At 65.9% G+C, this 12,194-nt stretch carries 10 protein-coding genes; 2 read left to right on the forward strand and 8 right to left on the reverse strand.

Annotated features, from left to right (window positions below; translation table 11 throughout):
- Window positions 1–22: 22 nt before the first annotated feature.
- The 8 genes from CRD59_RS04815 to CRD59_RS04850 form a co-directional block, all read right to left on the reverse strand.
- A complete protein-coding gene (locus CRD59_RS04815) occupies window positions 23–1,495 on the reverse strand; it encodes a TM2 domain-containing protein (protein ID WP_113853563.1) in 1,473 nt (490 codons plus the stop codon).
- Between the two features lie 149 nt (window positions 1,496–1,644).
- Window positions 1,645–4,080, reverse strand: coding sequence for a S9 family peptidase (locus tag CRD59_RS04820; RefSeq protein ID WP_113853564.1), 2,436 nt, complete (start codon window positions 4,078–4,080; stop codon window positions 1,645–1,647).
- Window positions 4,081–4,087: 7 nt separating this feature from the next.
- The gene (locus CRD59_RS04825; RefSeq protein ID WP_236632731.1) at window positions 4,088–5,272 is read right to left on the reverse strand and encodes an App1 family protein; all 1,185 of its coding nucleotides are present in this window, start codon (window positions 5,270–5,272) and stop codon (window positions 4,088–4,090) included.
- A 66-nt stretch (window positions 5,273–5,338) separates the two neighbouring features.
- Window positions 5,339–5,749, reverse strand: a complete 411-nt coding sequence (gene gcvH, locus CRD59_RS04830; protein ID WP_113853566.1) for a glycine cleavage system protein GcvH — start codon at window positions 5,747–5,749, stop codon at window positions 5,339–5,341.
- A 71-nt stretch (window positions 5,750–5,820) separates the two neighbouring features.
- Window positions 5,821–7,620 carry a L,D-transpeptidase family protein gene (locus tag CRD59_RS04835; RefSeq protein WP_113853567.1) on the reverse strand — a complete coding sequence of 600 codons (1,800 nt, stop codon included), beginning with the start codon at window positions 7,618–7,620 and terminating at the stop codon, window positions 5,821–5,823.
- Window positions 7,621–7,716: 96 nt separating this feature from the next.
- Complete coding sequence (gene nudC, locus CRD59_RS04840; protein ID WP_236632727.1) at window positions 7,717–8,763, reverse strand: NAD(+) diphosphatase; 1,047 nt, start codon at window positions 8,761–8,763, stop codon at window positions 7,717–7,719.
- A gap of 33 nt (window positions 8,764–8,796) precedes the next feature.
- Window positions 8,797–9,666: an alpha/beta fold hydrolase gene (locus CRD59_RS04845; RefSeq protein ID WP_201736554.1), complete on the reverse strand. Its 870-nt coding sequence runs from the start codon at window positions 9,664–9,666 to the stop codon at window positions 8,797–8,799.
- Window positions 9,667–9,793: 127 nt separating this feature from the next.
- Window positions 9,794–10,423: an NUDIX hydrolase family protein gene (locus CRD59_RS04850; RefSeq protein WP_113853569.1), complete on the reverse strand. Its 630-nt coding sequence runs from the start codon at window positions 10,421–10,423 to the stop codon at window positions 9,794–9,796.
- Window positions 10,424–10,580: 157 nt separating this feature from the next.
- On the opposite strand from CRD59_RS04850, the gene trxA reads away from it, so the two are divergent.
- Together trxA and CRD59_RS04860 are read left to right on the forward strand one after the other, a co-directional pair.
- Window positions 10,581–10,937, forward strand: coding sequence for a thioredoxin (gene trxA / locus CRD59_RS04855; RefSeq protein WP_113853570.1), 357 nt, complete (start codon window positions 10,581–10,583; stop codon window positions 10,935–10,937).
- 202 nt (window positions 10,938–11,139) lie between these two features.
- Window positions 11,140–12,153, forward strand: coding sequence for an aggregation-promoting factor C-terminal-like domain-containing protein (locus CRD59_RS04860; RefSeq protein WP_113853571.1), 1,014 nt, complete (start codon window positions 11,140–11,142; stop codon window positions 12,151–12,153).
- Window positions 12,154–12,194: the final 41 nt, after the last annotated feature.

Consider the following 12,194-nt stretch of genomic DNA (forward strand, 5'->3'; position numbering starts at 1 on the left):
CATCCTCCCCCGTCCGCTCGACTCACTCGGCCAGTTCCACCCCATAGGCGTCCTGGTGCCGACGCGTCCCCGGCTTGGAGCACAGGATCAGTACGCCTTCCAGGATGCCCCAGACCCAGGAGACGATGGGGCCGATGAAGAAGAAGAATGCACCCACACAGGTGATCATCAGCTGCGCCAGACCCCGGCCCGTATTGCCCAGGTAGAAGTTCTGCAGGCCAAAAGCCCCAAGGAAGATGCCCAGCAGGGCGGCGACAAGCTTGCTGTGCGCCTTCACCTGTCCGCCGGCCGGAGCAGGGTTCCCCTGGTTCATCGGCGGCGCCGGCTGCTGATAGGCCGGCTGGCCGTTCCGTCCCATCACCGGCTGGGTGCCAGGAGTCTGGGCCATGCCGGGGCCCGGGTAGGGCATCTGGGGTTGCGGCCGCCAACCAGCGTCGGCGGGATTCTGATCCGGATAACCCTGTGCCGGGCCGGCGGGCGCCGACGGCTGCCAGCCGGGTCCGGCCGATCCGGTCGAATCAGGGCCCGGGACACCGGGTCCCGTCGGTGCGGCGGGATTGGCCCAGGACTGTGGACCGGTCGAATAGCCGGTCTGCGGAGCCGGCATGGGGGCGGCGAACGACTCGCCCTGTGGAGGCGCATAGGACTGTGCCTGAGCCGGATAGGCCCCGTAACCACCTGCCGGACCGGACGAGGGCGAGGAGCCGAGCGGACCTGACGATGCACCCGGACCCATGTCCGGAATCGGGCCGGCGGACGAACCCGCAAGGTATGGATCAGGCGTGTAGGTGCCTGACACGGGGACAGGGCCCGACCCTGCGCCTGTCGCCCCCGCTGCCGATGGCAGCCAGGACTGGGCCGCAGGCTCGGGTTCAGGCCGCCAAGCGGACTGTCCAGGTTGGGTGCCCTGCGCCGCCGCACCGGACTGCCCCGGCTGAGGTGACTGAATTGGTTGTATCGACTGGCCGGCGTGCGAATCATCGGACCAGGCCGAAGCGGATGAACCCACGGCCGGCTGGTAGGCCTGGCGATCAGCGGAGCCCATTGGGCCCACCGGTGCGGACGATGCCGCGGCTGGCCGCATGGAGGGATAGGGGGCGCTGTGATAGCCGCCGGAATCGACGACCGAGGACGCATCCCCCGTGTCGAATTGGCCGCCATGAGTTGTTGGCAGGCCGAATGAGGGCGAAGGGTTTCCGGTCCTGCCGGGCTGGCCTTCGGCAGGAGCCGTGCCGGGCGCCCGCCAGTCCTGGGAGCCCGTGCCATACCCCGCGTAACCGCTGGTTCCCGGATTACCCGAAGCGTAGGGGTAAGCCGCCTTCGGATTGGCCCGTGGCTGATACCGCCCGGAACTTTCAATCCCGTTTGCGGGGCCGGAATCCCCATCCTGCCGGGCCTGCCCGCCCGTCAATGGCCCGGGTCCGGACCCTCCCGGCCCCGAGGAGACCAGCCGGCCCTCGTGCGTGCCCTTGCCGCCAGTGTGCTTCCCGCTCATCGCTCACCTTCACCTCTGCACCGCGTCGTCCAACATCGAACCGCCGCGGATACGGCCTGAGAGCCTTGCGGCCCCGGACCTTCCCATTCTCTTCCTATGCCTCACCACTATAGCCTTCGACCTGCCGGAAATCGGCCGCTGAGCGGACCTCAGACCTCCTGCGGCGTCAGGATCGACAGGCAGAAGGCGTTCTCCTCCGCCAATTCCTCCCATTGCCTGTAGCGGCCCGAGACGCCGCCGTGCCCGGCTTCGGTCTCGATTCTGACGATCGCATCCGCGCCCACCGTAGGCTCCTGCAGGCGGGCCACCCACTTCAGGGGTTCCACGTAGAGCACCCTGGTGTCGTTCAGGGAGGTGGTGGCCAGGATCCGCGGGAAGTGGCGACTGCCGAAGCGCGCCTGGCGCTCGTCCGCGTCGGCCACGTTCTCATATGGGCTGTATGACTTCATGTACCGGTAGACCTGAGGGTCGTGCAGGGGGTCTCCCCACTCATCCCACTCGGTCACGGTCAGGGGCAGGGAGGGGTCCAGGATCGAGGTGAGCGCATCCACGAACGGCACATCCGCTTCGATGCCCGCATAGAGCCCCGGGGCCATGTTCGCCACGGCCCCCATCAGCAGGCCGCCGGCCGAACCGCCGTTGGCGACGGTGCGGCCCGGATCGGCCCAACCAGCCGCCTGCAAAGCCGCAGTGGCATCGATGAAGTCCTCGAACGTGTGCCTCTTGCTCAGACGACGCCCCTGCTCATACCAGGCGCGGCCCATCTCACCGCCGCCGCGTGTATGGACGCAGGCGTAGAGCACCCCCCGGTCCAGCATGCTCAGCCGACCGATAGAGAAACCCGGGTCCGAAGCGATCTCATAGGCCCCATAGCCGGTGATGAACAAGGGTGCTCCGGCACCCGCCCGTCCACCCGCCGGTCCGCAGGGAACCGGAGCTTCCTCCGGCGCGGAGAGCACCTCGTGGGTCAGCCCTTCGGCGGCGGCCCCATCCATGGCTGGCACCAGCCCCCTCCGCCAGACCAGGGAGACCGGGACTTTCGCACCATCCCGCGCCCGCACCCAGACCCGGCGCTCCCCATAGGCCGCCCGGTCGAAGCCTCCCAGGACCTTGGCCCGTTTGAGCAGGCGGTCACGCCCGCTGGCCGGGTCCAGTTCGCGCAATTCAGCGGGGCTGGTGTAGGAGCCCAGGGAGTAGCGCATGGTCGGTGCCTCATAGGAGGGGTTGTCGGCCGCCGCGATCGAGTACAGCCGCCCGGCTCCCCCGCCTTCCGGCAACACTTCGGTGAAACGCCAGGGCCGGCCCGCCCGATAGTCCTCCAGGGCGCGGTCAATGGGTATGACGGCGAGGCGGAGCAGGCTGTCGGCCCGGTAACCCAGCATGGCGAAGTGCCGGTAGATCGCCACACCCTCGATGCTCAGCCCCCTGGCGCCCTGCAGAATCCCCGGATTGCACGGGTCCCGGTAGGGCCTGTCCACCGGTCCATCGAATCCGGCCGGCGCCTGCTCGCAGCCGTAGGGGCTTCCCTGTGCCAGCAAGACCCCTTCCGACAGGCTGTAAGGCGGCTGGTGGGCCGTCATGTCGATCAGCCGGACGCTGAAGTTCGGATTGTCCGCATTCCCATAGACCACGGCCAGGGGCAGGTCCCCGCCACCGCTACCGGCTCCCGCCAGGGAGGCGAAGGACACATCGTACTCGACTCCCTCCCGGCGCGGAATGAAGGGCCTGAAGTCGCCGGTGGGATTGTCCAGGGACAGGAGCAGGACCTCGCTGGTGGTCTTGGAACTGGTCCCGATCACCACCCTGGTCTCGTCAAAGCTCAGGCCCACGCCCACCCAGAAACGCTCGTCGGTCTCCTCGAACACACGAACGTCCTGCGCCGGATCGCTGCCCACCCTGTGTCGGCACACCGCGAAAGGCCGCCATGTCTCATCCACTTCGGTATAGAACACCCAGCGCCCGTCCGGCGTAAGGCACGGCCCGGAGGATACCTGGTCCACGCGATCGGGCAGGTCACGCCCGTCAGCCAGGTCGCGGATGCGCAGGTCGTAGCGTTCATCGCCCCGGGTATCGACACAGTACAGGAGCCATCGTCCATCCGCGGACAGGTCCAGGCCACCCAAACGGAAGAACTCATGGCCCCTCGCCTCCCGGTTGGGGTCGAAGATGACTTCCTCCCCCGGCAGGGAGCCCGGTTCGCCCTTGGGATCGACGGCCGGCGGGTCCCAGTCGTCAGGCCCTGCGACAGGCAGCCTGCATTGGATCGCGTACTGGGAGCCTTCGCGGGTGCGCGAGAAGTACCAGTACCCGTGCAAGCGTGTCGGCACCGACATGTCGGTCTCCTCCACCCTGGCCCGGAACTCATCGAAAAGGCGCTGCTTGAGCCCTTGGAGGGACTGGGTCCGCCACCGGTAGTAAGTATTCTGGGCATCCACATAGGCACGAAGGTCGGGGTCGTCCTTGCGGCGCATCCACTCGTACGGATCGGTGAAGACATCGCCGTGGACCTTGCGGTCCTTGGGCTCACGTCGCGCGGACGGCGGCTGTGCTTGCGGATCTGGTGTAGCTGTCTGGCTCGTGCTCATGAGCCGATTATAGGCGTCGCGCCCTGCGCAGGTGCTCCAGATAGGGCAGCATGGTCTTCATCAGGTTGGCACCCGTGGTCCCATAGAAGACCGGCGCATCCATCTCCGGGGCCGGCTGCGTGCTGGTCCTCCGCCGGGAGGGCAGGCCTGACTCGCGCGGGCTCAGCTGCCGGATGCCGATGGCCAGCACCCGGCCGGGGTAGCGACGGGTCACCTCCGCGTATGTTGACGGGTCGCGCTGTCCGTCGTCGCCGAAGAGGATGAAACGCATACGGGGGAAGTCGGCCATCAGCTGCTGGATGAACTCATGCTTGTGCTGCACTGTGGTGGGCACGAAGGTCTTGGGCCTGGGGTCCAGATCGCGCAGGAGCAAGGGGCCGCTAGGGAATCCGTGGTCCTCGAGGAAATGGCGGATGGTCCGTTCCACATTCCAAGGCGATGCGGACAGGTAGAAGAAAGGCATGCCTGGGGCGAGGTCGGCGATGCGCGAGTAGAGCACGCTCATGCCCGGTACCGACGCCCGCTTGGCAGGGTTGGCCAGCAGGAGGTTGTAGGCGGCCTTGAACATACTGGGCGCCTGGGTCACCATGATGGTGTCGTCCACGTCCGAGATCACACCGATCCGTGCCGAGGATGCGAGTGTATACAGGGGTCCGGGGACAAGGGGACGGCCGGGCACATGGTAAGTGACCAGGTGGGGGCCGGGTTCCAGGCGGTGCTCGGCCACAAGGTCCAAGTAGCCGGATCGATCCGAGCGGGCGTATTTACTGCTGAGGTTGCGGCTTGGATCGGGTGCGTCGTAGAGCTCCGAATCGCCCAGCTGCACGGTCTCAATGGGCTCGCCGTCGATGGCTATCGTTACCCGGGTCCTGGGGGCGGGTACGGTCAGCGCGGTCCTGATTCCTCGGCCGATGGAACCGGCCGCCGCCTTGGGGGAAGCAAGGACGGTGCGGCAGATCAGACGGGAATAGCCCTCGGTGCCGTACCCCACGTAGGGGTCCACCCGCGGATACCAACCCAGATGCCGGCAGAGAACGGCCGATAACCTGGCCCAGACGTCGAATCCGGTGGTGACACCCATGCGAACCGCTTGCACCGGCAGGGGCTGTCGTTCGAAACGCTCCCTTGGGGCGGCGGCATCGAAGGAGGTGGAGACCCGCCGGGCCCGGATCGGCTTGGGCGTTCCTGCCATATGCGTGGCCCTCTGCCGCCGGCCGCCCGCCTGCCCGCTAACCTCGCTCGTCATGGCCGCCCCACGTTACTGGGCTGCGTCGATCAACTTGGCGTATTCGTCGGCGTCCAACAGGTCGGGCTGGTCGTCATCCAGTTCGATCTTCAATATCCAACCCTCCCCGTACGGGTCGGAGTTGATCACGGCCGGATCGTCCGCGGCGGCCCTGTTCACATAGACGACCGTGCCGGCCACCGGGCAGACCAAGGGTTCCACGGCCTTGGAGGATTCCAGCTCGAGGATTTCGTCGCCGACCTGGACATGGCCGCCCGCTTCCGGCAGATCCAGGAATACGAGGTCGCCGAGCTGCTCGGCCGCGTACTCGGTCACCCCGAGCACGGCCGGGGAACCGGAGGCGTCCAGCCAGACATGGTCCTGCGAATATTGCAACTGCTCAGGCACACTCAGGCGCTCCGAGTTCTTCTGTGATGCTGTCATGGCTCCAGCCTACATGGACCGGTCCGGTGGCGCCAGCCACCGACCCAGGTGCATCATCGACGTCCCGAGTTTCAGCGCACCGGTGCGGTCGGCTGCGCGCCGATAACCTTTACCATGGTGCCCTTGGGGCAGTTGTCATAAATCCACTTGGCGTCCTGCTCGTACATGTTGATGCAGCCATGGGAGCCGCGGTTGGCCGCATCCCCATGGGCGATCGCGTCATAGTTCCACAGGGCCGTATGGAAGCCCTCGGAGCCGTTGTAGTAGGAAACCCAGCGCACGTTTGGGGAGACATAGCCCGGACCGCGCATGGTCTGCACATCATAGCGGATGTTGATGAAGAAGGTGCCCGGATCGGACTCATCCCCGTTGCGTGGCAGTCCGGAGCAGATCGGGAATGACTTGACCATGGTCGTGCCCTTGTAGGCCGTGGCGGTCTGGGTGGACAGGTTGACCTCCACCCACATATCACCGTCCGGCACGTCATAACGGGCTGTCCTGGTCTCCTCCTTGTGCTGCTCCACGTCGGCGGCGGCCTTGATCGGCGCTATCCGACCGGACTGGAGCAGGCCGAGGATCTGTGCCGCCGTGGCATCGGTATCCTTGAGCTTTACGCCGTCCTGGCCCTTCTCTGTCACAGCCACCACTTCGCCCTTGGTGTTCTTTACGTTCTTCTCGGTCACCATGTCCTTGTTGAGCTTGGCCGGCAATTCCTTGGCCGCATAGGCCTTGATCGCATCCTGGTCATACTCCAGCTCCAGCGTCCCCCGGCGCAGATCGGCCGTCGGCTTGATCCATTGAGCCACCTGCTCGGTGGGTACGGTGAACTTGTCGCCCGCCCCGTTGTCGACCACCATGGGCGTGGACAGACGCTGGTTGGCCTCGTCGGCGGCCTTGGCGGCCACATCCTGCGTAACCGGGGTTTTCACGTCCCGGTAGCCTGTGGTCACCGTCTCCTTGCCGCCGGGTTCCTGGGCGGTCCGTTCGAGGGCCCGCTTGACGGGGGCGAGGTCGGGGGCCCTGCCGTCCCTGCCGCCCTGGACGGCGAAGGTCTTCGAACCTCCGTCGAATACGATGATCGAAGGTTGCGCCCGCTGGTCCTTGTCCACGAAGTTCCTGGTCAGGAAGTCGTTCATCTTCACTTCATCGACCCTGTACGCCAGGGGCACCGTCTGACGCTGGAAGGGGTTCACCCTGGCCAGCTGGTTGCTGGACTTGGCGGAAAGAATCGCTTCCACGGTCTTGTCCACGTTTGATGTGACACCCAGCTCCTTCAGATTGGCATGGGCATGACCACCCTTGCCATCGGTGACGACGAGCTGTGAACCGGAAGCCTTGGCGGCCACCAGGTCCTTGAGCTGGCCTGCGTCCTTACCGGCGACGCTTTCACCGCCGAAGCGCACACCGGGAGCAGCCCGGTGCGCATAGTAGGAACGGGCACCGAAGAAGCCAGCGACCATGGCCACGATCAGTGCGGCAAGCACACATAGGACCACAATCAGCCAGAAACGCGGCCGCTTGGACCCGGCGTCCGCATGGGAACCGATTCCGTCGACTGGCGGCATATCCGAACCGTCCATGGTCACCTGGGAAGGAACAGTCGACTGGGCGGAGGGGCCAAAGGCCGGCAGGGCCATGGTGGCGTCCGCGCCAGGCACCCCGATGACCTGAGTCTGGTCTGCGCCCGTCAGGCTCTGCGGATAGGCACCCACTGGAATCGCCGGCGCAGGGAAGGCCGCTCCGGTCAGCGGCGGCATCGACATGGTCCGCTCGCCCAGGTTCTCGGCACCTGCATATGCGTCCGCACCCCTATGGGCATCGGTGGCATCGTAGGATGGAATCCGCGCGTTACCATGCACATCGTTGACCATAGTTCACCTTTCCGTAATCTTCCCCAATTATTCAACTATAAACCAAGGACCCTGCCCCCCCCCCCCCCGAAGTAGGGGAACAGGCCTGTGCCACCTTCAGATCCCGTGCCCCAGCCACTCCTCGATCAGGCAGCGCGCCACCGATATCCTGCCTGGTGGGGTCATCCGCCCTTCGTCCAGCGCCCTCGTGTATTCCTCGCGGGTCATCCAGCGGGCATCGGCCGTCTCCACCCCGTCGACATGTATGTCAGTGTCCAGGGCCCGGGCCTTGAAGGCCATCATCAACGAAGCCGGGAACGGCCAGGGTTGCGAGCCCATGTACCGCACTTCCCCAAGGGGCAGCCCCAGTTCCTCCCGGGCCTCCCTCCTGACCGCATGTTCCAGGTTCTCGCCCGCTTCGACGAACCCGGCGCATACGGCGTAGCGGGTGGGCTCCCAGGCGGCGTTGCGTTCCAGCAGCAGACGGTCCCTGGAGTCCACTATCGCGGTAATGACCGCCGGCTCGATTCGCGGGAAGAACGGCCCGTGCCGTGGTTCACGTACGCATTCCTGGGTCCAGCCATTCTGTCCTGGTGCTGTGGCCGCGCCGCAACGGGGGCAGTGACGCTGCCTACCGTGCCAGGCCGAAAGGGCGAGGGCGCACGTGGCCATCCCCACATCACGCGCCGACGCTTTCGTTGCGAACAGATCCAACCCAACCCAGTCGAAGCGGTCGGCCGTCTTGTCCAGCAGGGTGGAGCCCTCCTGGGAACCCTGACCTTCGTCGGCCAAGCGACGGGCCAGGCCTACGTCCAAAGCGAACCAGTGTTCATCGCTCGCCGAACCAAGGAAATACAATGCGCCCGGCCTATCCTGGCTCGGTGTCAGTCCACCGGGCAGGTACTCGCCGGGCAGGGAGGCCGGACGCAGGCCCGCCGTTCCCAGCCGGGCGCGCTCCTGGCTATGCAATGGCAGGGCGAGCCTGCCGTCATGGACCAGCATGACGTGCACATCGCCGGGTTCGTCATCCTCGCCCAGGCGGCGGAACAGGCCCGGATCGGTCCGCAGCTCCGTACGGTAGTCGGCACCGCCACGGGCCAGCGGCAGGAAGGGCAGGGCGCGGGTGAGTGAAAGCGGGGAAAAGTAGATCTGCCGGTCTTGCACGTGTGGGCCTCCCAATCGGCTATCGGCGTGCGCTCAGTGACGGCCGGCATCGGCGGCCGCCACCCGGCGGACCAGGTCGAGCAGGGCGGCGGCCACACGGTCGGGCTGTTCGGCGGCGCTGAAATGGCCGCAGTCGGAAATGGCGGTGAAGGAGGGGTGGGACATCCGCATGGCATCGACCATGGCCTGCATGGCGGCGGGCGGGCTGGAGGGGTCCAGCTCCCCGGAGACGACCGCGGAAGGCACACGCACCGATGCCAAAATTTCACGCTGGTCGGGTCTGCCGGCGGCCATGCGCTGCCGCCAGGCGATTCCCTCCGGACTCTGGTCCCGGATCCAGCCGGTGAACCGCTCGATGTATTCAGGCGAACGCTTGACCGTCGAGTCAGACGGCCCCGCCTGGGCGAACCCCATGACCGGCTCGACGCTATCTTCGCGCTCGGCCTGGGCCGCCACCCGCAGACGGTTGTCACGAGCCCCGGGCTTGTCGGCATCGGCTGTGGTATCGCAGAAAGCCAGCCCAGCCACCATGTCGGGATGGAGTCTCACCATGCCGGCGGCCGGGTAGCCGCCCATCGACAGCCCCACCCAGATGGCCCGCCTGTGGCCCAATCCCTTGAGCAGGTCCGCATACCCCTGGGTCATCCGGTCCAAGGCCTGGGGATAGGAGCCGTCCTCGGCGACCGGCCCGCTCTCTTCGGGGGCCGGGACCGGACTCAGGCCGGAGCCGGGCATGTCCGGCGCATACACCGCGAAAGGCTGCACCCCCGCCCTATCGGCCTGCTGGATCAGACTGCGCGCGCATTCGTCCCACATCCGGTGATCAACGGGGAAGGCATGCATGAGCACGACCGGAATTCCCTCCCCTTCGCGATATGCGTGGTTGACGATCTTCATGCTCAATCCTTCCTGCTCATCAATGGACTCATACACGTTTCACCAGGACCGTCGCGGCCGCCGGACCCCTTCCCCACCTGATATAGGGCGCTAGGGCGACTTCCCCGGCTAGGGAAAGGCTCAGCTGCGGCCCCTATAGCACCCCGGCCCAGGCCAGCGCCTGCTTCAGGATCCTGCCGTGGCCGCCCGGCATCTGACCGGCGAACACATCGAGCATGTCCGAATGGGGCTCCACCCATTCCACGTCCAGGGTCTCGTCCTGGCTCTTGCAGTCGCCGGCCACGGGCACCAGGTAGCACAGGGCTATGGCATGCTGGCGGGGGTCATGGAATTCCGAAACACCTGGCGTGGGGAAGAACTCGGCCACGGTGAAAGGCTGGACCGAAGGCGGCAGTTCAGGCAGGGCCAGCTCGCCAAGATCCTTGGAGATGTTGCGCGCCAGGGCTTCGCGGATGGACTCGTGATAGAGCACGCGTCCCGTGATCAGGGTGCGCTGGATGTCCCCGGCCTCATCCACGCACAGGAGGGTTCCCACCTGGGCAACCCGCCCGGTCGCATCGGTGCGGGCCGGAACCACTTCCACATAGGGCATGGGGAGCCTGCGCCGGGCCCAGTCGATCTCATCCGGGCCCAGCCAGCCCGGAGGGTTGCCATGGCCCGAACCGCGTATGAAGTCCTCGGGGGTGATGTTCGAGAACTCACCCCTATCCTTCCCCGCGTCGTAGTCGGAGTCATCGGGTATCTCGTCATGTAGCACTGGCATGGCTCCCATTATCGTGCCCGGGGCCACCGGTTTCAAGCCCGGGGACAGGCAAGCGCGGAATGCGCCAAGAGCATACTTCCAAGCCTGGTGGAATGCTGGAGGCAACAGAGTGGTTGGCCCTGTAAGAAGCAGGGCGGGACAGCAAGAAGGAGCGATCATGGCTACGGTAACGTTGACTTCACAGAACTTCCAGGAGACCATCGAGAAGAACGACCTGGTATTCGTCGACTTCTGGGCTACCTGGTGCGGACCTTGCAAGGCCTTCGGACCCATCTACGACAAGGCCTCCGGCAGCAACAAGGACATCGTCTTCGGCAAGGTCGACATCGACCAGAACCAGGAGCTCGCGGCGGCGGCCGACATTCAGGCCGTGCCCACGTTGATGATCGCCAAGCAGGGTCAGATCATCTTCAAGCAGGCCGGCGCCCTGCGCGCCTCGGACCTGGACGACGTGATCCGCCAGGCCCGCGAGGTCAAGCTGGATGAGGGCGCCAAGGAGCCCGTCAACCAGTAAGGTCTCCGGCAGGCTATCCGCGACACCGCCCTCCGGTGAACTGTACAAGCAGCCGCCGGGGGGCTAAAATGTGTCAGGAGTGTGCATTCCGACGGCGCTTCGGCCGGTTCTCTTCGGAGGTCGAAGCCGCATGCCACCCGGGGTCAAGCCCCGGATACGAGAAAGTCCGTCGAGGACGAACAGGCAGAGCAAGAGGAGCGTAATGGCGTCCCATCGCAAGGACCGTACAGCCGGGTTCAAGGCTTTGACCCGGCGGCAGTGGATGCGTATCGCGGCGGGCTGCGCGGCAGCCGTCATGGTGATCGGGGCCGGCGTGGCCGCAGGCGGTTACCACCACTTCCAGAGCACGTCCTCCGACCCTTCCGCCATGGCCTTCTCCGCAACCCAGTCCAAGAGCGCCGAGGTCTCCCGCGACAACGTACGCAGGTCCCTCAATCAGGGTGCGGGCGGGTCCAGCTCCGGCACCTCGTATGTCAATGTGGAGATCAATGGGGCCAAGCGAGTCGTCCTGGGCAACCATTTCACCACCGTCAAGTCCGTGCTCGACGCGGGTGACATCACCCTCGAGCCCGGCGACCAGGTCTCACCCTCCCTCAGGACCAAGGTGAGCGAGGCCACCACCATCAAGGTTGAACGTACCGATGCTTCGGTGAAGACCGAGGAATCCGCCATCCCCTTCAACACCATCGAGGAAAGGACCGACTCGTTGCCGGCCGGCAGCACCAAGGTCAAGACCGAGGGGCGGAACGGCGTGATGGAGACCACTTCACTGATCACCAAGGCGGGCGGCAAGAGCCTGTCCTCAAACATCTTCGCATCCTTTGTAAAGCAGGCCCCTGTAGCCAAGGTCGTGCTGGTAGGCACCGGTTCAGCCGGCTCGTCCCCCTCCGCCCCCGGTTCGTCCACGACCGCCCCGATCGGCGATTCGCAATCCATCGCCCATGAGCTTGTGCTCTCCAAGGGCTTGGGCGAAGGGGAGTTCACCTGCCTGGTCCAGCTGTGGAACAAGGAGTCCGGCTGGCGCACCAATGCAGCCAACCCCTCGGGTGCCTACGGCATCCCGCAGGCCCTGCCCGGTTCCAAGATGGCTGAGGCTGGCCCCGACTGGCAGAACAATGCCCGCACCCAGATAACCTGGGGCTTGGGATACATCGCCGGACGGTACGGCACCCCCTGTGGTGCCTGGTCACACTCCCAGTCCTCCGGCTGGTATTAAATTCCCGAAAGGGGGCCCCGAGAGGCCCCCCTTTTTTTTTT

It is taken from the genome of Bifidobacterium xylocopae (assembly GCF_003315615.1).
In the GTDB taxonomy this organism is placed as follows: Bacteria; Actinomycetota; Actinomycetes; order Actinomycetales; family Bifidobacteriaceae; genus Bombiscardovia; species Bombiscardovia xylocopae.